This window comes from Paracoccus sediminilitoris (assembly GCF_003259195.1).
In the GTDB taxonomy this organism is placed as follows: Bacteria; Pseudomonadota; Alphaproteobacteria; order Rhodobacterales; family Rhodobacteraceae; genus Paracoccus; species Paracoccus sediminilitoris.
Genome location: NZ_QJPK01000026.1, coordinates 14,562 through 39,200, shown reverse-complemented (window position 1 = coordinate 39,200; position 24,639 = coordinate 14,562). Strand labels below are relative to the sequence as shown.

The window sequence follows — 24,639 nt, the reverse complement described above, 5'->3', positions numbered from 1 at the left end:
CACTCCTTCAGAATTCGAACGGATCGACGCTGTTGCGTGACCCGCGCGTGAATGCATCCGCGACCAGCACCATCGGTGCAAGATCCACGTCGGATGCGCCATCGCGGACCAGATCGGCCATGCGCGCGTATAGGGCGGGGTATTCGCCCATGATGCTGTCCTGCCCCCCCACACGCTGACCGTCGATTTCCAGCAGGTTGCCGCCCATGCGCAGCGCAAGATGGCCGGCATCGGTCCGGAATTCCATGTCCCAGGTCTGGGGACCCTGCTGGCGGAAATCGAAATCGGCCTCGATGCCGTGCGACAGGGACAGGCGGGCTGCGATGGGTGCCTGGCGGTTGGCGGGGAAATCCAGCTGGGCATCTGTCAGATGGACCGGCTGGGGCAGGATCTCCGTCAGGATAGACAGCGCGTTGATGCCGGGATCGAAGACCCCCATGCCGCCTGCCGCAAAGATCCAGTCCTGACCGGGATGCCATTTGCGCACATCCTCGCGCCAAGTGATGCGACCTTCGTGGATCGTCCGCCCGGACAGCCAGCGCCGCGCCGCGGCCACGCCATGGGCCATGCGGCTATGCCATGTGGCAAAGAGGCTGACGCCTTGGGCACGGGCCATCCCCTGCAGGATATGCACCTCGGCCAGGGTGGCGCCGGGCGGCTTTTCCAGCATCAGGTGGCGCCCCGCGCGCAGCACCGCCTGCGCGGCGGCGAAACGCGGCACGGGCGGCAGGCACAGGCTGACGGTACCGATATCGGGGCGGGCTGCCAGCATGGTTTCCAGATCGGTGAAGGCCTCGACGCCGTCCACCGTGCCATGGCGGCTGACGGTCGAGGCCAATTTCCAGTCGCCGCTGGCGGCCAGTGCCGGCACATGCTGGTCCAGGGCGATCTTGCCGATGCCGACCAATGCGATGTCCATCAGTGACTGTCCTTTCCAACCGGATTGCCGCGACAGCCCCGCAGGAAATCCATGTCCGCGCCGGTATCTGCACCCATCACGTGCTGCTGGTGCAACCAGGCGTAACCGCTTTCGGGCTGGCCGGACAGCGGCGTCCAGGCGGCCAGACGCGCCTGCATTTCGGCATCGGATATATCCAGGTGCAGGCGGCGGTTCGGCACGTCCAACTCGATCATGTCGCCGTCGCGGACCACCGCCAGGGGGCCGCCCGCCGCGGCCTCGGGGCTGGTGTGCAGCACGACCGTGCCATAGGCGGTGCCGGACATGCGCGCATCGCTGATCCGCACCATGTCCGTGATGCCCTTGCGCAGCACCTTGGGTGGCAGACCCATATTACCGACCTCTGCCATGCCGGGATAGCCGCGCGGCCCGCAATTCTTCAGGACCATGACACAGGTTTCGTCGATATCCAGATCCTCGTCCTCGATCTTCGCCTTGTAGTCGTCGATATCCTCGAAGACGACGGCGCGGCCGCGATGGACCAGCAGATGCGCGCTGGCGGCCGAGGGTTTCAGCACCGCGCCCTTGGGCGCCAGGTTGCCGCGCAGCACCGCGATGCCGCCTTGGTCGGTCAGCGGCCGGTCGGCGGGCAGGATGACGTCCTCGTTCCAGTTGACGACATCCTTGACCTCGTCCCAGATCGTGCCGCCGCTGACGGTCAGCGCGTCCTTGTGCAGATGCCCCGCCTCGGCCAGGCGGCGCAGGACGACGGGCAGGCCGCCTGCATAGAAGAACTCCTCCATCAGGTATTTCCCCGACGGCATCAGGTTCACGATGGTCTTGACGTCGCGGCCGCAACGGTCCCAGTCATCCAGCGTCACGTCGACGCCCACCCGGCCCGCCAACGCCAGCAGATGCACGACCGCATTGGTCGACCCGCCGATGGCGCCATTGGTGCGGATGGCGTTTTCGAAGGCCGCCTTGGTCATGATGTCGGACGGTTTCAGATCGTCCTTGACCATCTGCACGATGCGCCGCCCCGACAGCTGCGCCATGACGCGGCGGCGGCTGTCCACCGCCGGGATGGCGGCATTGCCGGACAGCGCCATGCCAAGCGCCTCGGCCATGGATGCCATCGTGCTGGCCGTGCCCATCGTGTTGCAGGTGCCCGATGACCGCGACATGCTGGCCTCGGCCTCCAGGAATTCGTCCTGGGTCATCTCTCCGGCCTTCACGGCCTCGCTGAACTTCCACAGATGCGTGCCCGAGCCGACGCGTTCGCCGCGGAAATAGCCGTTCAGCATCGGACCGCCCGTCACCACGATCGACGGGATGTCGCAGGATGCCGCCGCCATCATCAGGCTGGGCGTGGTCTTGTCGCATCCGACCAGCAGCACGGCCCCGTCCATCGGCTGGCCGCGGATGGTTTCCTCGATGGCCAGGGCGGCCAGGTTGCGGAACATCATCGCCGACGGGCGGAAGGTGTTTTCCGAGGCCGAGAACACCGGCACCTCGACCGGAAAGCCGCCGGCCTCCCAGATACCGGCCTTCACCTTTTCGGCCAGTTCGCGCAGATGCCCGTTGCAGGGCGTCAGATCGGACCAGGTGTTCAGGATGCCGATGATGGGCCGGCCATCGAACAGGTCATGCGGATAGCCTTGGTTCTTCATCCAACCGCGATGATAGATCGTGTCGCGGGACGTGCCGCCATACCATTCCTGCGAACGCAACCTGCGGGGCCATTTGGCTGGGGTGAAGGACATGGCGCACCTATAGGGCTGCGACGGCGACCGGGGCCGCGTCGGTCTGGGTTTGCAGGACGGCGTTGCGCAAAGGCAGGCCGAAGGCGTCGCAGGCGATCTCGAATTCGTCGCCCGGACGTGTGGTGATGCCGTCGGCAAAGGACAGCGTGGCGGTCCCGAAGAAATGCACATGCGCATCGCCCGGTTGACGGAACAGGTCGTATTTGAAGTGGTGATGTTCCAGGTTGCCAAGGCTGTGGGACATGTTCGCCTCGCCCGACAGGAAGGGCTTTTCCCAGATGACCGCGCCGTCGCGGATGACCCGGCTGACGCCTTCGACATGGCCGGGCAGATCGCCCACGCGCATCTCGGGGCCGTAACTGGCGGGGCGCAGCTTGGAATGGGCCAGCCACAGATAGTTGCCGCGTTCGGTCACGTGGTCCGAGAACTCATTGGCCAGCGCGAACCCCAGACGGAAGGGCCGGCCGTCGGGGGCGATGACGTAAAGCCCTGCGATCTCGGGTTCCTCGCCCGCGTCCAGTGCAAATCCGGGGCTGGGCAGGGCCGCGCCGGGGGCGATGGCGGCATGGCCATTGCCCTTGTAGAACCATTCCGGCTGCGCGCCCACCTGACCCGCGGCGGGCTTGCCGCCCTCCAGCCCCATGCGGAACATCTTCATGCTGTCGGTCATGTCCTCGGGGTCGGCCTTCTGGTGCATCGAATCCCGGGTCGAGGCGCTGCCCAGATGCGTCAGGCCGGTGCCGGTCAGATGCAGATGGGCGGGGTCGTCGTGATCCAAGGGCGGCAGCATCCGGCCCTGCGCCAGGGCTTGGGCCAGATCGACGGGGGCGCCCTGCCCGCGCGCGGCGATCTCATCGCCCAGGCTGCGGCCCGCGGCGATGGCCGCCAAGGCAAGGTCGCGGGTGCTGGCGGTGCCGGGAACCAGATGCGCTGTCCCCTCCTGCCGCATGGCGACGGCGCGGCTGCCATCGGGCAATGTCAGTTGCGACAAAAACATCTCAGGCTTCCTTGTTCTTGTTGTAGACGTCGAAGAACACGGCGGCCAGCAGCACCAATCCCTTGATGACCTGCTGATAGTCGATGCCGATCCCCATGATCGACATGCCGTTGTTCATCACCCCCATGATGAAGGCCCCCACGACCGCGCCGACGATCTTGCCCGCGCCCCCCGCCATCGAGGCTCCGCCGATGAAGACCGCCGCGATGACGTCCAGCTCGACCGCGAAGCCGGCCTTGGGCGTGGCCGTGTTCAACCGGGCTGCAAAGACCAGGCCCGCCAGCGCGGCCAGAAAGCCCATGTTCACGAAGGTCAGGAAGGTCAGACGCTCGGTCCGGATGCCCGACAGCTTGGCGGCCTTGGCATTGCCGCCCACCGCATAGACGCGGCGACCGATGATGGTGCGTTCGGTGATGAAGACATAGATCACCGTCAGCACGACCATCGACAGCAGCACGTTGGGCAGGCCGCGGAACCAGGCCAGCTTCCAGGTCACGAACAGCAGCGCCACCGCGACGATGCCATTGCGCAGCAGGAACAGGGCCCAAGGCTCGTCCTCGATGCCGTAGCGGGTGTTGCGCGCCCGCGCCCGCAGGCCGGTCCACACGATCAGCCCGACCGACACCGCACCCACCGCCAGCGCCAGGCCGTTGGGACGGCCCACACCGAACAGGTCGGGGATGAAGCCGGTGGACAGCGACTGGAAGCTGCTGGGGAAAGGCCCGATGGATTGCCCCGCCAGCAGCCACAACGACAGGCCGCGAAAGACCAGCATCCCCGCCAGCGTCACGATGAAGGACGGGATCTTCCAATAGGCCACAAAATAGCCCTGCACCCCGCCGATCACCATGCCCGCGACCAGGCAGATCGCCCCCGCAATCAGCACGGGCATGTCCCAGCTGACGATCATCACCGCCGCCAAGGCCCCGATGAAACCCATGACCGATCCGACCGACAGGTCGATATTGCCGCCCACGATGACCAGCAGCATGCCCAGGGCCATGATGATGATATAGCTGTTCTGCAGGAACAGGTTGGTGATGTTGACGGGCTTCAGCAGCACGCCGCCGGTCACGACCTGAAAGAAGGCCATGATGGCGATCAGCGCAAAAAGCAGCCCGTATTCGCGGATATGCTTGGTGATATAGGCACCGATGCTTGTGCCCGGCGCGCGGTCCGTCTGTTCCACGACCTTCCCCCTATTCCCTGACAATCAGCGACATGATGGCCTGCTGGCTGGCTTCGGCCGCCGACAGTTCGCCCACGAAGCGACCTTCGTTCATGACATGGATCCGGTCGCACATGCCCAGCAGCTCGGGCATCTCGGACGAGATCATGATGACGGCCTTTCCGGCCGCGCTGAGTTCGTTGATGATGTTGTAGATTTCGTATTTCGCGCCGACATCGATGCCACGCGTTGGTTCGTCCAGGATCAGCAGGTCGGGATCGGTGAACAGCCACTTGGCCAGGACGACCTTCTGCTGGTTGCCGCCCGACAGGTTCATCACCTTCTGAAAGACCGAGGGCGTGCGGATGCGCAGCGCCTTGCGGTATCTTTCGGCCACCTCCGTCTCGCGGTTCTCCTCGATGACGCCGCGGGTGGCGACGGCCTCGAAATTGGCCAGGACGGTGTTGCGGCGGATCGTCTCCTCCAGGATCAGCCCAAGCGTCTTGCGGTCCTCGGTCACATAGGCCATCCGGGCCTTGATGGCGCGATCCACCGTCGACACATCGACCGGCTTTCCGTGCATCAGCGCCTGCCCCGAGATGTTGCGCCCATAGGACCTGCCGAAGATGCTCATGGCCAGCTCGGTCCGGCCCGCGCCCATCAGGCCCGCGATGCCCACGACCTCGCCTGCGCGGACGGACATCGACAGGTCGCGGATCACCTGCCGGTCGGCATGTTCGGGATGCCAGACGTTCCAGTTCCGCAGCTCGAAGACGACATCCCCCGCGCGGCGGTCGCGTTCGGGATAGCGGCTGGCCATGTCGCGGCCCACCATGTCGCGGACGATGCGATCCTCGGTCAAATCGCCGCCGCGCGCATCGATGCTGGAAATGGTCGCCCCGTCACGGATCACGGTGACGCTGTCGGCCACGCGGCGGACCTCGTTCAGCTTGTGGCTGATGATGATGCTGGTGACACCCTGCCCCTTCAGTTCCAGCAGCAGGTCCAGAAGCGCCTGGCTGTCGCTTTCCGACAGCGCGGCGGTGGGTTCGTCCAGGATCAGCAGGCGCACGTTCTTGGACAGCGCCTTGGCGATTTCCACCAGCTGCTGCTTGCCGACGCCCAGGCTGTCCACCCTCGTGCCGGGCGTTTCGCGCAGGCCTACCTTGGCCAGCAGGGTCTCGGTCTGCTGGAAGGTCACCGGCCAGTCGATCACGCCGCGGGTGGCGCGTTCATTGCCCAGAAAGATGTTCTCAGCGATGGTCAGCAGCGGCACCAGCGCCAGTTCCTGGTGGATGATGATGATGCCGCGATCCTCGCTGTCGCGGATGCCGGCAAAGCTGGCGGGCTGGCCGTCATAGATGATCTGGCCGTCATAGCTGCCATGCGGATAGACGCCCGAGAGCACCTTCATCAGCGTGGATTTGCCGGCACCGTTTTCGCCGCAGATGGCATGGATCTCGCCTTCGCGGACGGACAGGGTGACATTGTCCAGCGCCTTGACGCCCGGGAATGTCTTGGTGATGTTGCGCATTTCCAGCAGCGCGGTCATGGCGTGGTCTCCGGTGCGGGGAACCGCCCGGCCCCCTTTCGGTGGCAGGTGTCGGGCGGTCCGTCTGGCATGTGCGTTACTGGATCTGGTCTTGGGTATAGTAACCGCTGTCGACCAGCACCTGCTCCCAGTTCGACTTGTCGACCGGCACGGGCTGCAGCAGATAGGACGGGACGACCTTGACGCCGTTGTCATAGGTTTCGGTGTCGTTGATCTCGGGCTCGCCGCCCTTCAGCATGGCTTCGACCATGCCGACCGTCACCTTGGCCAGTTCGCGGGTATCCTTGAAGATGGTCGAATATTGCTCGTCGCTCAGGATCGACTTGACCGACTGGACCTCGGCGTCCTGGCCCGTCACGATCGGCATCGCCATGTCGCCCGAACCGTATCCCACGCCCTTCAGCGACGACAGGATGCCGATCGACAGCCCGTCATAGGGCGCCAGCACGCCATGCACCTGCTTGTCGGTGTAATTGGCCGACAGAAGGTTATCCATCCGCGCCTGCGCGACTGCCCCGTCCCAACGAAGCGTGCCGACCTTGTCCATGCCCGTCTGCCCCGACGGGATGACGACCGACCCGTCGTCGATCAGCGGCTGCAGGACCGACATGGCGCCGTCATAGAAGAAATAGGCGTTGTTGTCGTCGGGGCTGCCGCCGAACAGCTCGACATTCCACGGCTTGGCGTCGGGAAAACGTTCCTCAAGACCCCGGACCAGCGAATTGGCCTGCTCGACGCCCACCTTGAAGTTGTCAAAGGTCGCGTAATAGTCGACATCCGGCGTGTCGCGGATCAGGCGGTCATAGGCGATGACCTTGATGTCGGCGGCCGCGGCGTTGGCCAGCGCGTTCGACAGCGTGGTGCCGTCGATGGCGGCGATCACCAGAACGTCGACACCCTTTGTGATCATGTTTTCGACCTGGGCCAGCTGGTTCGGGATGTCGTCCTCGGCATATTGCAGATCGGTGTCGTAACCGGCATCCTGGAACTGCTTGACCATGTTGTTTCCGTCATCGATCCAGCGGGCCGATGATTTCGTTGGCATCGAGATGCCCACGGTTTCGGCCATCGCGCCGGTCGCCAGCCACGAGACTCCGATCGCCAGCGCGACCGCGGCGGTTTTGATTTTCATCTTGTCCTCCCTGTGGCGGCTCTCCAACCCGCCTATCCCCTTTGCGGCCCCCGAAAGCTTGGGGGGCCGCGACAAGACCCTAGCAAGATGACAGCATGCTGGTAAAATGATATTCAAAGCCATCTGCATGCCGGGAATGATATGCAAAACACCCCTGCCCGTCTGATGTTGAAACCCGCGCAGCTGCGCCTGCTGCAGGAAATCGCCGAACACGGGCAGCTGCAGCTGGCAGCCCAGGCCAGCGCCATGACCCAGCCCGCCGCATCGCGGATGCTGGCCGCGATCGAGGCGCAGGTGGGTGCGCCCCTGTTCCTGCGCCAGCCCACGGGGATGGAGCCGACCGAGATCGGCCTGACCGTCCTGCGCCGCGCCCGCGTCATCCTGCGCGAGATGCACAGCATGGCCGCCGACGTCACGGCGCTTCGTGGCGGGCTGGCGGGTTCAGTGCATGTGGGGGCGGTCACCGGCCCCGCGGTCGGCACGCTGGTTTCGGCGATCCGCCAGATCAAACAGCAATCCCCCGAGGCCGAGATAACCGTGGATGTCATGCCCTCGCGCGAATTGCTGGGCCACCTGGCCGCCGGGGAGATGGATTTCGTGCTGGCGCGCATCCTGCCGGAATTCGAAAGCCGCGACTTCAACATCCTGCAATTGCGCGATGAAAAGGTCTGTTTCCTGGTCCGCGCCGGTCATCCGCTGGCCCGCGCGGCGCGGGTGACGCTGACCGAGCTGTCCGATTACGAATGGATCATGCAGCAGCGCGGCGCCCCGATCCGCGAAGCCGCCTTGGCCGCCTTTGCCAGCGTCGGCCTGTCCGAGCCGGGCAACATCGTCAACAGCCCGTCGCTGCTGCTGACCATCGCCTATCTGGCGCAAAGCGATGCCGTGGCGCCGATCTCGGACGAGGTGGCCGACCTGCTGATCCGCCCGCCGGTCGCGGCGGGCTTTGCCATATTGCAGACGCGCCGAGAGATCCGCGTATCACCCTATTACCTGCTCAGCCTGCGCCGCCGCCCCTTGTCGCCCCTTGCCATGCGGCTGCGCGACACGGTGATCCAGCTGTCGCGCGACGACGTCTGGCCACAACCGCTTCCCCCGCGCTGACCTTGGCCCGGTGCCCTGACTGGTAGCCTTGTGACGTTTTGCCAATGGCGGGACATGCCGCGGGCTGCCATGCTTGCAGACAAGCCGACGAACCCGGCCCACAAACCCGAAGGATATCCGCCATGACCAATCGCGCCGTCATCGTCGTCGATCTGCAGAACGAATACTGGCCCACGGGCAACCTGCCGCTTGACGGGATCGAGACCGCCGCCGCGAACGCCGCGCGCGTCATCACCCATGCCCGCGACCGGGGCGATCTGGTGGTCAATATCCGCCACGAAATGCCCGACGCCCCGTTTTTCGTGCCCGGCAGCGACGGCGCGCGCATCAACGATACGGTCCGACCCGCTGATGACGAACCGGTGATCACCAAGAACTTTCCCAACGCGTTCCGAGACACCGGCCTGCATGATCTGCTGACCTCCCACGGCATCGAACAGGTCGTGGTCGTCGGCGCGATGAGCCATATGTGCATCGACGCGACCGTACGGGCCGCCAATGATCTGGGATATGGTACGACCACCATCCACGACGCCTGCGCTACCCGCCAGCTGGAATTCCAGGGCAAATCCGTTCCCGCGGCCCAGGTCCATACCGCCATGATGGCCGCCCTTGCCTTCGCCTATGGTGATGTCGTGTCGACCGAAGACCATCTGGCCGGATAAAGGCCGCACACATGCGAAACCCGCATCGCAACCGTGTGATGCGATGCGGGCCTTGTTGTCGACGACGGGGGCGGCGCCCTGCAGGCGGTCAGGAGCGGATGTCTTGCTCCACCAGCGCGCGGTCGTTCCTGACATGGCGCTGCACCAGGTTGCGGCCGATGCGACCGGTGACTAATGTCCTGGCCGCGCGCGCGGTCAGCGCATGGTGGTCCAGCGTGGCCAGTTCGGGAAACAGCGACAGGATTTCCTCGCGGCTTTCGGCGGAAACGCTTTTCAGCGCGACGGGGCCGGTGAACAGCGACTCGGCGGCGGCACCTTCGGCAAAGACGATTTCATGGCGGTCGAACATGAAATGCCAATAGGTCACGACCGTCACGTCATCGGCCACCTCGACGCCGGGTATCCCCAGCAGGTGCTTGGCCGCGACCAGCCCTTCCTTGGCGCCGACCATCCGCTCCAGAATGCGCGACTGGACCAGGATCCTGTGCTGCGGCGACACCAGCAGATCCGCCTGCGGCAGACCACGGCCCAAGACTCCGGCACGGATGCGGATCGGGCGCTGCTTGGGGTTGTTGGCCAGGCTCAGCGAACCGACGCGCGACGACCCGATCCAGCGGATGGGGCATGCGCCGTGATCTACCGTCTCGACCAGATCGCCGACGCGCAGATGCTCGATCGCGACGGGACCGTTGGGGGTCGCGATCTTCGTGCCCGTCGTGAAGCAGACATTCGTCGTTTCCGAGTTCAGGAAGCTGGGATCGACCAGCTGGCCGTTACCGTCGCGGATCCTGAGGCCGCCGGCCTGGTTCAAGACGCCGTCGGCATAGTCGGCCCGCAGCCAGTCAAGCACCTTGTCATACTGGTTGTCGGGGTTGGCCGCGTTCCAGGCGGCCAGAGTCGTGCTGTTGTAGAAGGCCGAAAGATCGACAAAGTCGTTGTTGGACTGGTCGTCATCGGTGATCGAGCCGCCACCTTGGCCGAAATCGACGATCAGGTCGCCCGTCCCGTCGGCAACGAAGGTATCGGCCCCATCGCCCCCGGTCACCGTGTCGATGCCCGCCCCGCCCGACAGCGTGTCATTGCCGATGCCGCCCAGCAGGACATCGTTTCCGGTCCCACCGGTCAGAACGTCATTGCCCGCCCCGCCATCGGCCGTTCCGGCAGTGTTCGACAAGGTCAGCGTGTCATTGCCGGACCCGCCGACGACGTTTTCGAACCCGCTGATGATGTCGCCCTGCGCCGTTCCCCCCGAGGCAGTGTTCGTGCCCAGATTGACATTGATGCCGGTCGTATTCTCGGAATAGTCCAGCGTGTCCATGCCCGTGCCGCCGACAAGGCTGTCGGCGCCGGTGCCGCCTTGGATCGTATCGTTGCCCGCCCCGCCAAAGATGGTGTCGTTGCCGCCGCCGCCTTCGATGGAGTCGTTTCCGCCCCCGGCCAGGACAAAGTTCGCATTGTTGTCGATGACGGGTGCGGTCGCGTTGCTGTTCAACTGATCCGCATGGCCGACATTCATCGTGTCATCGTTGTTCGTCCCCTCGATCACAGGGGCCAATTCGTTGGCGTCGCGATCGGCCACCATGACATAGGTCTGGTCAACGGGGGGCGGGGCATAGGTGCCGAAGGTGATCGACTGGATCGGCTTGGCCTCCAGCGCATTCTGAGAGGCATCCTGGGTGACCGACGGCACCAGGTACAGCTGCAGATTCGTGCCCTGCATGACGCGTCCCGAAATGGTCGCGGTCGTGCCGTCGATATAGGTGATCGTGGCGGGCATGAAGATGAAGGCCTCGACCGTCTGCACCGGACCGCCATTGATCGAAAACTGGTCAAGATCGCCCTGACCTTCGTATTGCGTCGGCAGGCCTGTCCCGCCGGCACCGTTCCCCGCCGGCGCGAAGGTCTGAATGCGGTTATAGAGCGGATCGGTCGAGCCACCGAAGACCCGGTTGTTCAGAAGGGACGCGTTTTCGGGCTGTCCTCCTTCCACCGCATCAAGGTTGGTGAAGGTGCCCAGGTTGATGACGTTGAAGGTGGTCGCCATGTCGTAGTCCTCTGAGAGCGATGAATGCAGGGGAGGGGCGGGTCCGTGCGTCATGACGGAACCGGTGGATCTGGTTGGTGATGCAGGCCTGAGTGCGGCCGGTCGGGCAAAAGTTGCTTGCTTCGACATCAAGTTCTGGCTGATGAAGATCGCCTGTGTTCTTGCCCGCTCCGTTGTGACTGGAACGGCAAATACGCGCGTTCCCTACCATTAACATATTACCGAATTATCGCTTTTTTTCCAGAGGGTTGAGAGATGCAAAAGGATAGGTTCACGCGCGCATAAGGTATCAAAGCGGGCATGGACGGCGCCCCGAACCGGGACTTGTCGCGAATCCCCCGGCATGGCGCGGTTCTTTTCGGACATGGGCCATCAGCCCCCCGCGCCGTCGGAAAGGCTGCCCTTCTGTCCAGTAGCAAAGCCCGGTAAAATGCCGCAGCGTGTCGCCATGATGCAGTCGCTTTCCGCAACCCGTTTCTGGCGTGATGCCAGCCTCTCGACCCGGTTCGCGGTGGTGGGGGGCGTCGTGCTGGCCATCTTCATGGGTCTTGCGGGCTGGCTGTTGGCCGACCGCATCCGACAGGTGGTGATCCGCAACACGGCCACGGCCGCAGCCTTCTATATGGACAGTTTTCTGCACCCGCTGGTCGAGGATTACATTCCCGGCACCCAGCCTTCGCCCGCCATGCGACGCGCCCTGTCCGAGGTCCTGCCCGCCACCGGCATGGCCGAGCGGATCGTCTCCTACAAGGTGTGGGGAAAGGGTGGGTTGGTCATCGCCGCGTCGAATGCCGACCTGATGGGGCGGAATTTCCCACCATCGCACGAATTGTCGCGCGCCTGGTCGGGACAGATCGCCGCCATCTTCGAGGATGAGGCCGAGGAAGAGGATCGCAGCGAACACGCCCTGGGGCTGCCGCTGCTGGAAATCTACAGCCCCATCCGCGCCGACTGGACCGGAGAGATCATCGCCGTGGCCGAACTCTATATCGCCGATCCGGCGCTGAAGGCGGATCTGGCGGCGGCGCGTGCGGCAGCTTGGGCCGGGGTCGGCGGCGGCGGCCTGGCCCTTGGGCTGATCCTCTATGCGATCGTGCGACAGGGCAGCCGGACGATCAACCGCCAACGCCGCGACCTGGACCGACAGCTGGAAGACCTGCGCCGCCTGTCGCATCGCAACGGACAGCTGCGGGCGCGGATCCAGGAGGCCGCGGGCCGCGCCGCCGCCACGACCGAGGGCGGCCTGCGCCGCATCGGCGCCGATCTGCATGACGGGCCGGCCCAGGACTTGGCTTATGCGCGGCTGCGGCTGGACGCCCTGGACGGGGGCAGCACCCCCCAGCCCGGCGAACTGGCGGCCATCCAGCAGGCTCTGGACCGTGCCATGTCCGAGATCCGCCAGATCTCGCACGGGTTGGCGCTGCCGGAACTGGCGCATCTGTCCGCCGCCGCCATTCCGCGCCTGGCGGTCGAGGCGCATCAGGCGCGCTGTCCCGCCCCGGTCGCCCTGCATATGGAGGCCGAGGGCGATCCGCCCCTGTCGCCGGGACTGCGCATCTGCCTGTTCCGCTTCGTCCAAGAGGGGTTGAACAACGCCGCCCGCCATGCCGGCGGCGCGGATCTGACGGTGCGCCTTCAGGGGGACGCGGATCGGCTGCGGGTGACGGTATCGGATGCCGGCCCCGGTCCCGCCCCCGACCACGCCCCCGGATTGGGGTTGCGGGGGCTGCGCGACCGGGTCGAATCACTGGGCGGTCGCTTCGGGATGGAGCGCCGGGACGGACGGACGGAATTGTGGATGGAGGTCGAGACATGAGCGGGCATCGGGTTCTGGTGGCGGACGACCATCCGCTCTATCGCGAAGGGGTGGCGAGAACGCTGCAGGAAAGCGGCCATTTCGACGTCGTAGCCACGGTCGCATCGGGCGCCGAGGCCGTCGAAAGCGCGCGGCTGCACGCGCCTGCCCTAGTGCTGCTGGACCTGTCCATGCCGCAGGGCGGGCTTTGGGCGCTGGAACGCATCGCACTTCAGGACCCCGCGCCGGTGATGGTCATGCTGACCGTGTCCGAGGATGGCGACGCCGTCTTTGCCGCGTTGGAGGGGGGTGCGCGGGGCTATCTGCTCAAGGGGATCGGCGGGGCCGAGCTGGTCGCGACACTGGATCGCATCATGGAGGGCGAAAGCCATGTCGCGCCGTCGCTTGCGGCCCGGATGCTAGCGCGGATGCGCAGCCCCGCCCCCACATCGCGCGACGGGCTGGACCTGCTGACCCCACGCGAGGAAGAGGTGCTGCGCCTGGTTTCCGAAGGGCTGTCCAACAAGGAAATCGCCCGCCGCACGCAGGTCCAGGAACGCACGGTCAAGCATCACATGACGCAGATCCTGCAAAAGCTGCATCTGCGCAACCGCACCGAGGCCGCGCTGCTGGCGCAAAAGGAATGGCGCAACGGCTAGCCATTGCGCCGGTGGATGGGCGGTCTCAGCGGGTGAAGGAGGCCAGCCGCGCCCGGTCCTGCGCGGTCGCGCTGCGTTCGATCACGGTGCGGCCCTGGGCATCCTTTAGTTCGTACCGGCCGTTTTCCACTTCCTCGCGCCAGCCGTCGGAATAGGTCACCTCGATCCCGCGGGTGGAACGCTCGACCTCGGTCGGCCGGGCGCCCGCATAGCCGCCACCGACCGGACCCGAGGGCTTGTCGTCGCGCCCCCGGCCGCGTCGGCCGCCGCGGTCGTCATCGCCGCGATCATCGGCGTCGTCGCGGCCGCCATGGTCGTCACTGCCATGATCATCGCCACCATGGTCATCACCGCCACGCCCGCCACGGTCATCGCCGCCGCGATCGTCGCCACCACGGTCATCGCCACTGCGGTCGCCATCCTTCGCATGGGCCATCGCCGGCAGCAGGCGCAGGCCGTGTTGCGCATCGACGCGCACCATGACGGGGGTAGTGATCGCAGCGCCTGCCAGCAGCAGAACTGCCAGCCGGGATCGCATCTGCATCCTGGGCAAAAGGGTCTTCGTGAACATCTGATTTCTCCGGGTCGAGGCCACAAGGGCCATTGAACACCCTTCGATCAAATCACATCCCGCCCGCCTGCGAACCGGACCAAGGTCCAGTACCCGGGCCTGCAAAGGTCCCGATGCGGCAATCTATGGCGCCTTGGCCCGCGGCGTGCCGGAAGGGGCGTCGCCATTCGCCTTGATATCGGCGATATAGCGCTGCATCTCGGTGATCTCGTTTCGCTGTGCCTCGATGATGGCATCGGCAAGCGCGCGCACCCGCGGGTCCGATATGTCGGCACGTTCACTGGTCATGATGGCGATGGAATGATGGGGGATCATGGCGCGCATCCAAGCCAGATCCTCGACCGTTTGCTGGCTTCGCACCAGCCACAACGACAGTCCGAAGGCCAGACCGGCCCCCAGGACGATGGCGATGTTCTTGCGCCGGTCGGAATACATGCCCAGCATGAAGGCCAGCATGATCACCGCCATCACCGCCCCCATATACATCGCCATCCACATCCGGGTCTGTGAAAATTCGATGTGATCGATTGAATAGGTGTTCAGATACATCAGGCCGAACATCACCACCGTCGATGTGGCGATCATCGCGACGAAGCGTCCATATCCCATAGGGTCTTTCCTTCTTCCTCTCAGGTTCAGGTCAGCAGGCGTGAGGTCCGCCTCAGTGGCCCAACATGGTGATCTTGACCAGCATCCAGACAGCCATGGCGATCATCATCAGGTTCTCGGTCAGGGACACGAAGCCCAAGGGCACGTTGCTGTCGCCCCCCACGCAGGCGCATTTCAGTTCGCGCTTGTCGACATAGACCGCCTTGAAGACCGAAACGGCCCCGATCGTGCCGATGAACAGCGCCACGGGGATCGACAGCCACATCAGCGCACCGGCCACCATCAGCACCCCGGCCAATCCTTCGGCAAAGGGATAAATATAGCCGTAAGGCACCCAACGCTGCGCCAGCAGGTCATAGTTCAGGAACATTGTCGCAAAGCTTTCGACATCCTTCAGCTTCTGCAGGGCCAGCAGACACATCGCGAAGGCCACGAACCATTCCACGGCGGCGACCGTGACCAGCTGGCCAAGCGCGGCCCAGCTGGTGGCCAGCGCCATCGCGGCGGCCATCGCGAACAGCGCGATCACCGGGCGATATGTGGTCTTGGACTTGTCGCGGACGGTCTTGCCGAAATGGCGGCGCAGGTCGTCATAGCCGCCGATCCGCTGACCATCGATGAAGGTCTGGGGCGTGGTCTGCACGTCGTGCTTGGCCTTGAAGGCGTCGACCTCGTCGCGGGTCGTAAGGTGGCGGTCGTCGATCTCATAGCCCTGACGCCGCAGCAGGTCGCGCGATTTCAGCCCATAGGGGCACATGTGCTTGGTCATTACCATCCGGTACAGGGTGGCGGTCTTGGCGTTCGCGCTGGTCATGACGGGGTCCTTTCCTGGGCTTGGGCGGCGGCATCGTCACGTGTCTGCAGCCTGTGAAGGATGGGGCATTCGGGGCGGTCATTGCCCGCGCAGCCTTTGGCCAGATCCTCCAGCGTGTCGGCCATGTCCTGCAGGTGGGCGATCTTGTGGCGCAGGTCGCGGACCCTCGCCTGCGCCAGCGCCTTGACGTCGGCGCTGCGCCTATCCTTGTCGCGCCACAGGTCAAGCAGCGCCGAAATCTCGGCGATCGGAAAGCCAAGGTCCCGCGCCCGGGCGATGAAACGCAGCATATGGATGTCGGGGCCGTCATAGTCGCGATACCCCGACGCCGTCCGCGCAGCGGCAGGGATCAACCCGATCTGTTCGTAATAGCGGATCATCTTGGCCGATACACCCGATTGGGCGGCGGCGTCTCCGATGTTCATGGCAAGGCTCCGTCGTGACATGATCTGCGATATGGGGCTTCCAACCATAGGAAGGTCAAGAAGTCTGTCAGGTTTATTTCGCAACCCCTTGTCGGCATGCTGGAAAACGCGCGACGCCCGATAATCGTTGCAGAAAGGCCGCGCGACCTGGATCGCGCGGCCCGGAACAGATCACTTGGCGTTTTCTGCCAGCCAATTGGTCATCTGTTCGATTTCACCGACTTGGGCCGCGATGATTTCGCCGGCAAGCTCGATCATCTCGGGGTCGTCGCCATGCTCCAGCAGCACTTGGGCCATGTCGATCGCCCCCTGGTGATGGGCGATCATCCCGCAGGCGAAGGCGACATCGGCATCCGCTTGCATCATGCCCTGCTGCATGGCCGGCATGGTGATGTTCATGCGGCTCATGTTCTCACGGACATGTTCGGGCATGCCTGACGCATCCGCATCCTCGGCATCGCTGGCATGTGCCGCGTGGTCCATGGGTGCCTCGGGATCGTGCCCGTCATGCATTCCGTCCTGCGCCGCGGCGGCGGTGCAGACCTCGGGCATGCGGAATTCCGTGTCCTGCGCTGCGTCCTGCGCCAAAGCGGGCAGGGTCAACCCAGTCACGACAAGGGCGGTTGCAGCAAGCATCTTGCAGAAGGTCATTGTAATCTCCGATCTGAATCGTTGCGGGTCATTCGTATTTTAGCGTTCGTGTCGGCCTTGCCCATCGGCCTGCACCCCTGCGAACAGGGGATCAGTCCGACACCGGTCAAGGCAGAGATCATCAGTGGTCCGGGAATCAGGCGCGCGGAGGTCGGTGCAACCCGTCCAAAACAGTCGTTTCCGGCAGCGTTAGGGTATCGACGGCCTCCAGCGGTCGGCCGATCAGCAGGGCACGTGCCACATCCACCGGCACGGCCAGCGCCGTTGCGGGGCACAGATGGGCTTGGCAATGCGATCCCTGACCCTGCGGGGACAGGCCCGCGTCATGGGCATGATCCGCCCCGGTTCCGACGTCACCCGCGGCGGGGTGCGCATGGTGATCGGCCCGCGCCAGGGACATCGCCATCTGGCATTCCAGACCCATGCCCGCATTTCCGGCAGAGATGCCGACACCCATCGTGATCAACGTCACGACGATAAGCGCGGCCAGTTGGCGAAACACACGGGTCATGAAATTTTTCTATGATCCCACAGGCATCGCATCAACGCATTTCTGAACCGCTGCGCGGGATCGTGACCGGCGGGGGCCTGGTTCCCTGCATCATGCCAGCAGAAGGACCGGAATGCCCGGTTGCAGCATGGCATAAACCTCCTCGATCTCTGGGTCGGTCAGCGCAATGCAGCCGGCGGTCCAGTCGCGATTGCGCGGTGCCTTGGCATTACCCTCGGGGCCGCGGCCGTGGAACATGATGTCGCTGCCGGCGCTTTGACCGAATTGTGCGGCATAGGCGCGGTCCTGGTCATTGGGGTAAGAGATACCGACCGACAGGTGATAGCGGCTGCGCGGGTTGAAACGGTCGATATAGTAGAGCCCCTCTGGGGTCTTGCCGTCGCCTTCGAACTGCTTGGCACCGACCGGCTGGTTGCCAAGACCAAAACCATAGGACCGCAGGACCGTCTGCCCGTTCAGCAATTGCATCCGGCGCTGACCCTTCCACACCACGACCTGCGTCACCGGGGGGCCGTCATACCGGACGAAATTCGGGACAGGCGCGCGCCCTGCCCCCTGCGATCCGCATGCCGCAAGGGCCGCCAGCATGGCAAGCGAGGCGTGGCGGCGGGTCAGATGTCTCATGGGGGCAGCTCCTTCCGGTCATCGGACTGCAGCATAACACAGGCGTCGCCGCGGTTCGACGCCGCGTCAGCGTGATCCCGCCGACGGATCATTGGCAAAGCGCAGCGTCACGGTGGCGCGGTGCAGATTCATCACGTGGTCCAGCGTGATGCCTTGGGTTTCGGCGACCCGGGCGACGATCGCCAAACCAAGCCCCGCCCCATGCGAACCGGGCGATTTCTCGAACGTCCCGTGACGGAAGACCGCGCCCGGCTGGACGGCGTTCGACACGCTGATCGTCGGCCCCGGCGCAAGGGTCACTCGCAGATCCCCGGTGCCATGTTCGGCTGCATTGCGCAGCAGGTTGGTCAGGATCAGCGCCAGCGCGTCGGGGTCCACCGCCACGGGGGCCGAGATCATCTCGGCATCATCAAAGCGCGCAGAGAGGCCGCTGTCGGCGATGACCATCCGCGCGACCCGCACCAGATCGCAGGGCCCCCGCCCCGCCGCGCCGCCTTCGGCCCGCGACAGCTGCAACAGACGTTCCACCAGGCGGCCCATGCGGGCCAGCGCGGCCGCCAGCCTGCCTGCTGCGTTGCGGTCTGCCAGCCCGGCGGCGATCAGCTGCGCCTGACCCGATGCGGCGGCGATGGGGGTGCGCAATTCATGGGCGGCATTGGTGGCGAACTGGCGTTCGATCTCGATCATGGCGCGGATATCGTCCAGATATCCGTTCAGCGCCTGCGGGATCGGCGTCAGCTCGGATGGCAGGTCGGGGGCGGCAACCGGCGACAGGTCGCGCGCCGATCGCGACCGCAGCATCTGCGCGAACCGCGTCGCGGGTCGCAGCGCGCCCGTCACGGACCCCCGCGCCGCCACCAGCGCGCCCAGCAGCACCGGCAGCATCAGCGCGACAAGCCAGCCGATGCTTTCCAGCAATTCGTCCCGCCGCCATTCGTCGCGCTGGCCCGCCTCGACGATGATGCCGCTTTCGGCGTCGGTCAGCCGCAGGACGCGCCAGCCTTCGACATCGTGGCCGCCATCGGCATCCAGGGGCGGCCAAGGCGCGGCGATGACTTCGTTCCCCTCGGCGATGATGCGCAAGGCCTGACCCGTATCGCCGCCCATCGCCATGTCTGCGCCGCCCTGATACAGCGCCAGGGTCAGCCGCGCCGATCCGGCCAGCGTATCGTCCATCAGTTCCGACATCTCATGCGCGATGACCAGGGCCGCCAGTCCCACCCCCACCAGCCAGCTGAGGCTGGCGCCCAGCACCACCCGCCGCACCAGCCGCCCGCGCAGGGACCACGGCCGCGTCACGGGATCAGGTATCCCAGCCCACGCCGTGTCTGGATCACGCCCGCGCCCAGCTTGGACCGCAGGCGCGAGACGTAGACCTCGACCGCGTTGCCCTCGATGGCATTGTCGAAGGCATAGAGCCGTTCCTCCAGCACCTGGCGCGACAGGACGCGTCCCCGCGCCGACAGCAGGGCGTCGAACAACGCCCATTCGCGCGATGTCAGGCGTATTTCGGCGTCCTCCAGAAACAGCCGCGCGCCTGCACGGTCGACCCGCAAGGGGCCCAGCCAGCTTTCTGCCGCCGGATCGCCCGAGGCGCGCCGGCCATGGGCGCGCAGGCGCGCCGCGATCTCGGCCAGGTCATAGGGTTTGACGACGTAATCGTCCGCCCCCGCATCCAGGCCCGCGATACGTTCGGATATCTGGTCGCGGGCGGTCGCGATGATCACCGGCACCCGGTTGCCCCGCCGCCGCTGATCGCGCAGCAGGGTCAGACCGGACCCGTCCGGCAGCGCAAGATCCAGAAGGATCGCATCATATTCGGCAACATCCAGCGCGGCTTCGGCACCGTCCAGATCGGGGGCGTGATCGACCGCATGCCCGTCCGCGCGCAGAAAACGCCCAAGCGCATCGGCGATGTCGGCCTCGTCCTCGACCATCAAGACGCGCATCGGGTTCTCCTGTCCTGTTGCCCACAGATGACGCGGCGCCCGCCGCGGATCAATGCCCATCATGGAACACGCCAACGTGAGCGGCGGTCCCTGTTCTGTAAGCTTGCCGCAAGCTTGGCGGGATTTCTGGGCCATACAGGCAGACAGCAGGTATCCCATGACGAACCCCCTCCCCCATCCCGCGACAGGCCAGCCCCATGCAGGTTGATATCCTGGACTGGCGCGACCCCGGATGGCACGCCGCCGCCGCGATGATCGGGGCACATTTCCACGCCACCCACGGCGCGCAGGTCACCCTGCCCGCCCTGCCCCTGGCGGTCGCCACGGGTGCGCAGGGGCGCATCCTGGGCGCGGCGGGCCTGCGCGACGCGGGTCGGGGCTTTTTCAGCCAGGTCTATCTGGACCGCCCCGTGGCCACGGAACTGAGCCGCCTTTCGGACAGCCCCGTCGCGCCGGGCGACGTCATCGAGGTCGTGTCGATGGCCTGTCCCACCCCCGCCGCCACCCTGCCGCTGATCGAGGCGATCACCGCCGAAGGCCGCCGTCGTGGCGCCAGCTGGGGCCTGTTCACCGCCACCGGTCCGCTGATGCGGATGCTGCGCCGCACCGGCGTACCCATCATGCCGCTGGCCCCTGCGCGCCCCGACCGGCTGCCCGACGCGTCCCGGTGGGGCCGCTATTACGACACCGACCCTTGGGTCTGCGCGCTGCAGGAATGCACCCAGCCCCTGCGCTTCATGCCCCGCCGGGCCACCCCCCTGACCGAGGTTCATCCGAAATGACACCCATTTTCGACGCCCTGGCCCGCCACGCGCGGGAACGTCCCGATGCCACGGCCTTTGTCGATGGCGACCGCCGCCTGACCTGGGCCGGGCTGGCCGATGCGGTGGGGCAAGCCGCAGCAGCCTTCGACGCGGGTCCCCGTGCGGTCGGTCTGCGCCTTTCCGGGCTGGACTATGTCATCGGCGATTTGGCCGCGACGCTGGCAGGCTGCCGCGTGGTGCCGGTGCCGGGCTTCTTTTCGACCGGGCAAATCGCCCATCTGCTGCAGGATGCGGGTGCCACGCTGGTCGACCAGCTGCCGCAGGCGGGGCGGTCGCTGCCCCTGACCTATGCCGGCGGGGCAGAGCGGGTTATCTATACCTCGGGAACGACGGGGCGGCCCAAGGGGGTGGTCCTGGGCGATCGCCAGCTGACGGCCTCGGCCGTGGGGCTGTCGCGGGTGCTGGCTGCGGGACCGCATGACCGCTATCTTTCGGTCCTGCCGCAGGCGCAGCTGCTGGAACAGATCTGCGGCGTCTTCCTGCCGATCTTGGCGGGCGCGCAGACGGTGATCTGTCCGCCCGGCGCATCGGCGCTGTTTACCGGCGACGGGCGCGCGCTGGCGCGGATCGCGCATCAGGTCCGCCCCACCGTGACCCTTCTGGCGCCGCGCCAGCTGACCCTGTGGGTTGCGGCGCTGCGTGCGGGCGCACCCCGGCCCGATGGCCTGCGCTATGTCGCCGTCGGCGGGGCGCCGGTTTCACCCGCGCTGATCGCCGAGGCGCGGTCACTGGGCCTGCCCGTGGCCGAGGGCTATGGCCTCTCGGAAGCCTGTTCGGTTGTGGCCTTGACCCCGCAGGACGCGCCTGAAGGGTCGGCCATGATGCCGCTGGACGGCCTTTCCCTGCGCATCGAGGACGGAGAGATCGTGGTCGATGGCCCCACCGTGATGGCGGGCTATCTGCATGGCCCGTCCCATGTGGGGCCATGGCGGACCGGTGATCTGGGCCGAATCGAGGGCGGTCGCCTGACCGTTCTGGGGCGGCGCGACGCGATGATCCTGCGGGCCTCGGGGCGCAACATCGCCCCCGAATGGGTCGAGGCCGAGGCATTGGCCGATCCCGCCCTGCCCGCCGCGGCTCTGGTCCTGATGCCGGATGACCGGCTGGTGCTGGTCCTGGCCGCGACCGCCGCGCCCGACATGGCCGCGCTGATGGCACGGCTGGCGCAGCTGCCCGATTATGCGCGCCCCGATGCCCTGGTCGTCGCCGATCCGCGCGAACCGGGGCTGATCCGGCTATCGGGCACCGCCGACCGCCAGATCGCGCGCCAGATCGCCGCCCGCCCCGGCGTGCTGATCCCGCTGGCGCGGGGGATCGCGGCATGACCCGTCCCACCGTCCTGATCACCGGCGCAGGGTCCGGCATCGGCCGTGCCCTGGCGCAACAGGCCAACGCGCATGGCCACCGCATCATCCTGGTGGGCCGCCGCCCCGAGCCGCTGGCGCACACCGCCAATACCTTGCGCGACGCGCTTGTCCTGCCCGCCGACGTGACCACGCCCGAAGGTCGTGCCGCCATCGCGGCGGCGGTTGCACAGACCGGGCTGGACATCCTGATCCATAATGCGGGAACCGTCCCCTCGGGCGCGCTGGAGGGTCTGAGCGATCCCGACATCACGGCCCTTCTGGCGCTGAACGTCGCCGCGCCCTTGGCGCTGACGCGGGACCTGCTGGTTCCGCTGAGTACCAGCAAGGGTCAGGTGGTGATGGTCGGCTCGGTCTTCGGAGAGATCGCGTTCCCCTATTTCGCGGCCTATTCGGCCTCGAAATTCGCGCTGCGGGGCATGGCCGACGCGCTGCGCCGGGAACTGGCCCCGCGCGGCATCGCGGTGACGCATCTGGCGCCGCGTGGCACCCGGACGAATGCGGCGCAGGGGTTCCAGTCGCTGGTCGGCCCGATGGCCATGACACTGGACGATCCCGATGCCGTCGCCGCCCGTGCTTGGCGCGCCATCGCCGCACGCCGCCCGAACCAGATGCCCGCCAGCCGCGAACGCCTGTTCATCGCCCTGCAACGGCTGCGCCCGGCGCTGATCGACCGCGCGCTGATCCGACTGGCACGCGACCCCGCCGTCGCCGCCGCCGCACAACCCGATATTTCCCGCCCATGAGGACCCCATGACCTACAACATCCTGCGCCACCGCGACCATCCGAACGGCCTGTCCGACCCCGGCCTGCTGGCCACCATCCGTGGGGACCTGGCCCGCGACGGCTGGACCCTGCTGCGCGGCTTTGATCCCGACATGCAGGCCTTTTCGGGGCTGGTGACGACGCTGTGCCGCCGCGTGACCTTCGACCCGGCGCGCAGCCACACCACCGCCACCACGCAGATGGTCGATGCGGGCCTGGGTCCCATCGGCCTGCATATCGAAAACGGCAATACGCCGCGCTGTCCCGACATCGTCACCTTCTTCGCGCAGACCGCCGCCTTCGAGGGCTCGCAGACCACCATCTGCGACGGGCGCGCGGTCTGGGACCGCTTCGATGATGCACAACGCAGCCGCTGGTCGCAGGCGATGACCGTCGAACGGGTGCTGCCCGAAGCGTTGTGGAAACGCTATCTGGTGAACGAACACCCGGCCCTCAGCGACCCCGACCAGGTCACGATGGACCATGTGCTGCAGTTCAAGGCCAGCGTGCCGGGGCAGGATTTCACCCTGCATGACGACGGATCGCTGACCTATCGCCTGACTGTCGATCCGGTGCGCGGATCGGTTCTGGGCGGCACCGCCCCGGGCTTTGCCAACGCCGTCATGGGTCCGTCGCACAACTATCAGCCGCCGCGTTATGCGATGGCCGATGGCAGCGTCGTCACGCCGACCGAGGTCGAGGATATCCGCGCCTTGGCCGAGGAGGTCACGCACGAGATCAACTGGCAGGACGGCGACATCGCCATCCTGGACAACACCCGCGTCATGCATGGTCGCCGCGCCATCGCCGACGCCAACCGCAACCTGTTCATCGGCATGGGAATGATCTGACATGAGGACCCCAATGACACGCACCCTTCTGGCCGCCTTGGCCTTGACCCTGACCGCCTTCGGCACCGCGCATGCCGCCCCTGCCGCCAGCGTGCCGTCTTCGGGCCGGCTGGCCTTCGACGTGATGCGCAACGGACGCGACATCGGCGACTATGTCGTCACCTTTCGCGGCCAAGGCGGCGACATGACCGTGGATGTGGCCACCGACGTGTCGGTCAAGGTTCCTGTGATCGGCGTCAGCGCCTATCGCTTCCGCCAGACCAGCACGGAAACCTGGCGCGGCGGGCAACTGGCGGCGCTGGCCTCTCAGACGGACGACAACGGCACGCCCCACAAGATCAGCGTGGGCGCGACATCGCTGGTCCCCGCCAGCCTTTGGGATGCCGATATTCTGGCCGCAGGTCAGGTCCTGAACACCATCGACGGCAGCACCGACCAGATCAGCGTCAGCAATCTGGGCGCCGAGACCATCGCGACGGGCCAGGGCCCGGTTCAGGCCACGCATTACGCGCTGCGGGGCGATCTGAAGCGCGACCTGTGGTTCGCAGGCGCGACGCTGGTCCATGTCCGCTTTGCAGCCGAGGACGGATCGCAGGTCGATTACGTCCTGCGCTGAGGTCGGCGGCAACCTGCCTCGCGTCCAAGCCTGGTCAGCTTTGGGGCGATCCTATCACCTACCATAATGTGATGGTGCTGAGAGGGGATCGGGCTTCCAAAGCTGCGCTGTGTAAGTCCGCGTCATCCGTCAAGGCGGCACTCCCCTCCACAGGCAAATATGCGCAGCCCCCGCGCTATTGTGGCGCTCTGCCGCCGTGGGGGTCGGCACCATGGCTTGCTCGCAGCTTTGCTGCGTAAGGACAGCGCTACCGTGACGTAGGACATAAGCCGATCCCCACCAGCTCG

Annotated in this window: 26 protein-coding genes; 10 read left to right on the top strand and 16 right to left on the bottom strand. The window is 66.1% G+C overall.

All coding sequences use genetic code 11. From position 1 onward, the window contains the following. Positions 1-7 precede the first annotated feature (7 nt). The 6 genes from DKT70_RS15130 to chvE all read right to left on the bottom strand — a co-directional run bounded on the left by DKT70_RS15130 (position 8) and on the right by chvE (position 7,510). On the bottom strand, positions 8-919 hold the full coding sequence (locus tag DKT70_RS15130) for a Gfo/Idh/MocA family protein (RefSeq protein ID WP_111559923.1): 912 nt from the start codon (positions 917-919) through the stop codon (positions 8-10). Further along, on the bottom strand, positions 919-2,661 hold the full coding sequence (gene araD / locus DKT70_RS15125) for an L-arabinonate dehydratase (RefSeq protein WP_111559922.1): 1,743 nt from the start codon (positions 2,659-2,661) through the stop codon (positions 919-921). Before araD ends, DKT70_RS15130 begins: the two co-directional genes overlap by 1 nt. A gap of 7 nt (positions 2,662-2,668) precedes the next feature. Further along, entirely contained in the window at positions 2,669-3,658 is a 990-nt protein-coding gene (araD1, locus tag DKT70_RS15120) for an AraD1 family protein (protein WP_111559921.1), read from the bottom strand. Position 3,659: 1 nt separating this feature from the next. Continuing rightward, positions 3,660-4,847 (bottom strand): multiple monosaccharide ABC transporter permease, encoded by a 1,188-nt coding sequence (gene mmsB / locus DKT70_RS15115; protein WP_233490605.1) that lies wholly within the window; start codon positions 4,845-4,847, stop codon positions 3,660-3,662. A gap of 10 nt (positions 4,848-4,857) precedes the next feature. After that, positions 4,858-6,378, bottom strand: coding sequence for a multiple monosaccharide ABC transporter ATP-binding protein (mmsA, locus tag DKT70_RS15110; RefSeq protein ID WP_111559920.1), 1,521 nt, complete (start codon positions 6,376-6,378; stop codon positions 4,858-4,860). Between the two features lie 76 nt (positions 6,379-6,454). Beyond that, positions 6,455-7,510 carry a multiple monosaccharide ABC transporter substrate-binding protein gene (chvE, locus tag DKT70_RS15105; RefSeq protein ID WP_111559919.1) on the bottom strand — a complete coding sequence of 352 codons (1,056 nt, stop codon included), beginning with the start codon at positions 7,508-7,510 and terminating at the stop codon, positions 6,455-6,457. A gap of 165 nt (positions 7,511-7,675) precedes the next feature. Here chvE and DKT70_RS15100 point away from each other — a divergent pair, with 165 nt between their 5' ends. Both DKT70_RS15100 and DKT70_RS15095 read left to right on the top strand, forming a co-directional pair. Next, positions 7,676-8,614 (top strand): LysR family transcriptional regulator, encoded by a 939-nt coding sequence (locus tag DKT70_RS15100; protein WP_233490604.1) that lies wholly within the window; start codon positions 7,676-7,678, stop codon positions 8,612-8,614. A gap of 122 nt (positions 8,615-8,736) precedes the next feature. Then, positions 8,737-9,279 carry a cysteine hydrolase family protein gene (locus DKT70_RS15095; RefSeq protein WP_111559917.1) on the top strand — a complete coding sequence of 181 codons (543 nt, stop codon included), beginning with the start codon at positions 8,737-8,739 and terminating at the stop codon, positions 9,277-9,279. Between the two features lie 88 nt (positions 9,280-9,367). Here DKT70_RS15095 and DKT70_RS15090 read toward each other — a convergent pair whose 3' ends face one another. After that, positions 9,368-11,323, bottom strand: a complete 1,956-nt coding sequence (locus tag DKT70_RS15090; protein WP_158530079.1) for a Hint domain-containing protein — start codon at positions 11,321-11,323, stop codon at positions 9,368-9,370. 52 nt (positions 11,324-11,375) lie between these two features. Here DKT70_RS15090 and DKT70_RS18080 point away from each other — a divergent pair, with 52 nt between their 5' ends. From DKT70_RS18080 to DKT70_RS15080, 3 genes are all read left to right on the top strand, one after another. Next, positions 11,376-11,537 carry a hypothetical protein gene (locus tag DKT70_RS18080; protein WP_158530077.1) on the top strand — a complete coding sequence of 54 codons (162 nt, stop codon included), beginning with the start codon at positions 11,376-11,378 and terminating at the stop codon, positions 11,535-11,537. A gap of 234 nt (positions 11,538-11,771) precedes the next feature. Then, entirely contained in the window at positions 11,772-13,139 is a 1,368-nt protein-coding gene (locus tag DKT70_RS15085; RefSeq protein WP_158530075.1) for a sensor histidine kinase, read from the top strand. After that, positions 13,136-13,777 (top strand): response regulator, encoded by a 642-nt coding sequence (locus DKT70_RS15080; protein ID WP_111559914.1) that lies wholly within the window; start codon positions 13,136-13,138, stop codon positions 13,775-13,777. The genes DKT70_RS15085 and DKT70_RS15080 overlap by 4 nt, the downstream gene beginning before the upstream one ends. Positions 13,778-13,802: 25 nt before the next feature. Here the strand turns inward: DKT70_RS15080 and DKT70_RS15075 are convergent, their stop codons facing one another. The 9 genes from DKT70_RS15075 to DKT70_RS15035 form a co-directional block, all read right to left on the bottom strand. After that, complete coding sequence (locus DKT70_RS15075) at positions 13,803-14,348, bottom strand: hypothetical protein (protein WP_111559913.1); 546 nt, start codon at positions 14,346-14,348, stop codon at positions 13,803-13,805. Positions 14,349-14,471: 123 nt separating this feature from the next. Beyond that, the gene (locus DKT70_RS15070) at positions 14,472-14,957 is read right to left on the bottom strand and encodes a DUF305 domain-containing protein (RefSeq protein WP_111559912.1); all 486 of its coding nucleotides are present in this window, start codon (positions 14,955-14,957) and stop codon (positions 14,472-14,474) included. A gap of 52 nt (positions 14,958-15,009) precedes the next feature. Then, positions 15,010-15,771 (bottom strand): MauE/DoxX family redox-associated membrane protein, encoded by a 762-nt coding sequence (locus DKT70_RS15065; RefSeq protein WP_111559911.1) that lies wholly within the window; start codon positions 15,769-15,771, stop codon positions 15,010-15,012. Beyond that, entirely contained in the window at positions 15,768-16,196 is a 429-nt protein-coding gene (gene cueR / locus DKT70_RS15060; RefSeq protein WP_111559910.1) for a Cu(I)-responsive transcriptional regulator, read from the bottom strand. Before cueR ends, DKT70_RS15065 begins: the two co-directional genes overlap by 4 nt. 171 nt (positions 16,197-16,367) lie before the next feature. Continuing rightward, the gene (gene copM, locus DKT70_RS15055; RefSeq protein ID WP_233490603.1) at positions 16,368-16,808 is read right to left on the bottom strand and encodes a CopM family metallochaperone; all 441 of its coding nucleotides are present in this window, start codon (positions 16,806-16,808) and stop codon (positions 16,368-16,370) included. A gap of 175 nt (positions 16,809-16,983) precedes the next feature. Then, the gene (locus DKT70_RS15050; protein ID WP_146612651.1) at positions 16,984-17,358 is read right to left on the bottom strand and encodes a hypothetical protein; all 375 of its coding nucleotides are present in this window, start codon (positions 17,356-17,358) and stop codon (positions 16,984-16,986) included. Positions 17,359-17,448: 90 nt separating this feature from the next. Then, entirely contained in the window at positions 17,449-17,982 is a 534-nt protein-coding gene (locus DKT70_RS15045) for a L,D-transpeptidase family protein (RefSeq protein WP_233490602.1), read from the bottom strand. A 66-nt stretch (positions 17,983-18,048) separates the two neighbouring features. Further along, entirely contained in the window at positions 18,049-19,281 is a 1,233-nt protein-coding gene (locus tag DKT70_RS15040; protein WP_111559907.1) for a histidine kinase dimerization/phospho-acceptor domain-containing protein, read from the bottom strand. Further along, positions 19,278-19,931: a response regulator transcription factor gene (locus DKT70_RS15035; RefSeq protein WP_111559906.1), complete on the bottom strand. Its 654-nt coding sequence runs from the start codon at positions 19,929-19,931 to the stop codon at positions 19,278-19,280. Before DKT70_RS15035 ends, DKT70_RS15040 begins: the two co-directional genes overlap by 4 nt. Positions 19,932-20,128: 197 nt before the next feature. On the opposite strand from DKT70_RS15035, the gene DKT70_RS15030 reads away from it, so the two are divergent. From DKT70_RS15030 to DKT70_RS15010, 5 genes are read left to right on the top strand one after another with little or no spacing between them, the layout of a single operon-like run. Beyond that, a complete protein-coding gene (locus DKT70_RS15030; protein WP_111559905.1) occupies positions 20,129-20,713 on the top strand; it encodes a thermostable hemolysin in 585 nt (194 codons plus the stop codon). Beyond that, a complete protein-coding gene (locus tag DKT70_RS15025; protein WP_158530073.1) occupies positions 20,710-22,080 on the top strand; it encodes a class I adenylate-forming enzyme family protein in 1,371 nt (456 codons plus the stop codon). Before DKT70_RS15030 ends, DKT70_RS15025 begins: the two co-directional genes overlap by 4 nt. Further along, complete coding sequence (locus DKT70_RS15020) at positions 22,077-22,865, top strand: SDR family NAD(P)-dependent oxidoreductase (protein ID WP_111559903.1); 789 nt, start codon at positions 22,077-22,079, stop codon at positions 22,863-22,865. Before DKT70_RS15025 ends, DKT70_RS15020 begins: the two co-directional genes overlap by 4 nt. Positions 22,866-22,872: 7 nt before the next feature. Continuing rightward, positions 22,873-23,736 (top strand): TauD/TfdA family dioxygenase, encoded by an 864-nt coding sequence (locus DKT70_RS15015; protein WP_111559902.1) that lies wholly within the window; start codon positions 22,873-22,875, stop codon positions 23,734-23,736. A gap of 13 nt (positions 23,737-23,749) precedes the next feature. After that, entirely contained in the window at positions 23,750-24,352 is a 603-nt protein-coding gene (locus tag DKT70_RS15010; protein WP_111559901.1) for a DUF6134 family protein, read from the top strand. Positions 24,353-24,639: the final 287 nt, after the last annotated feature.

Bases quoted from the DNA above. Each gene is read 5' to 3' on its own strand.
- DKT70_RS15130 (WP_111559923.1), bottom strand. From the start codon at position 919: ATGGACATCGCATTGGTCGGCATCGGCAAGATCGCCCTGGACCAGCAT.
- araD (WP_111559922.1), bottom strand. From the start codon at position 2,661: ATGTCCTTCACCCCAGCCAAATGGCCCCGCAGGTTGCGTTCGCAGGAA.
- araD1 (WP_111559921.1), bottom strand. From the start codon at position 3,658: ATGTTTTTGTCGCAACTGACATTGCCCGATGGCAGCCGCGCCGTCGCC.
- mmsA (WP_111559920.1), bottom strand. From the start codon at position 6,378: ATGACCGCGCTGCTGGAAATGCGCAACATCACCAAGACATTCCCGGGC.
- chvE (WP_111559919.1), bottom strand. From the start codon at position 7,510: ATGAAAATCAAAACCGCCGCGGTCGCGCTGGCGATCGGAGTCTCGTGG.
- DKT70_RS15100 (WP_233490604.1), top strand. From the start codon at position 7,676: ATGTTGAAACCCGCGCAGCTGCGCCTGCTGCAGGAAATCGCCGAACAC.
- DKT70_RS15095 (WP_111559917.1), top strand. From the start codon at position 8,737: ATGACCAATCGCGCCGTCATCGTCGTCGATCTGCAGAACGAATACTGG.
- DKT70_RS15090 (WP_158530079.1), bottom strand. From the start codon at position 11,323: ATGGCGACCACCTTCAACGTCATCAACCTGGGCACCTTCACCAACCTT.
- DKT70_RS18080 (WP_158530077.1), top strand. From the start codon at position 11,376: ATGACGGAACCGGTGGATCTGGTTGGTGATGCAGGCCTGAGTGCGGCC.
- DKT70_RS15085 (WP_158530075.1), top strand. From the start codon at position 11,772: ATGATGCAGTCGCTTTCCGCAACCCGTTTCTGGCGTGATGCCAGCCTC.
- DKT70_RS15080 (WP_111559914.1), top strand. From the start codon at position 13,136: ATGAGCGGGCATCGGGTTCTGGTGGCGGACGACCATCCGCTCTATCGC.
- DKT70_RS15075 (WP_111559913.1), bottom strand. From the start codon at position 14,348: ATGTTCACGAAGACCCTTTTGCCCAGGATGCAGATGCGATCCCGGCTG.
- DKT70_RS15070 (WP_111559912.1), bottom strand. From the start codon at position 14,957: ATGGGATATGGACGCTTCGTCGCGATGATCGCCACATCGACGGTGGTG.
- DKT70_RS15065 (WP_111559911.1), bottom strand. From the start codon at position 15,771: ATGACCAGCGCGAACGCCAAGACCGCCACCCTGTACCGGATGGTAATG.
- cueR (WP_111559910.1), bottom strand. From the start codon at position 16,196: ATGAACATCGGAGACGCCGCCGCCCAATCGGGTGTATCGGCCAAGATG.
- DKT70_RS15050 (WP_146612651.1), bottom strand. From the start codon at position 17,358: ATGACCCGTGTGTTTCGCCAACTGGCCGCGCTTATCGTCGTGACGTTG.
- DKT70_RS15045 (WP_233490602.1), bottom strand. From the start codon at position 17,982: ATGAGACATCTGACCCGCCGCCACGCCTCGCTTGCCATGCTGGCGGCC.
- DKT70_RS15035 (WP_111559906.1), bottom strand. From the start codon at position 19,931: ATGCGCGTCTTGATGGTCGAGGACGAGGCCGACATCGCCGATGCGCTT.
- DKT70_RS15030 (WP_111559905.1), top strand. From the start codon at position 20,129: ATGCAGGTTGATATCCTGGACTGGCGCGACCCCGGATGGCACGCCGCC.
- DKT70_RS15025 (WP_158530073.1), top strand. From the start codon at position 20,710: ATGACACCCATTTTCGACGCCCTGGCCCGCCACGCGCGGGAACGTCCC.
- DKT70_RS15020 (WP_111559903.1), top strand. From the start codon at position 22,077: ATGACCCGTCCCACCGTCCTGATCACCGGCGCAGGGTCCGGCATCGGC.
- DKT70_RS15015 (WP_111559902.1), top strand. From the start codon at position 22,873: ATGACCTACAACATCCTGCGCCACCGCGACCATCCGAACGGCCTGTCC.
- DKT70_RS15010 (WP_111559901.1), top strand. From the start codon at position 23,750: ATGACACGCACCCTTCTGGCCGCCTTGGCCTTGACCCTGACCGCCTTC.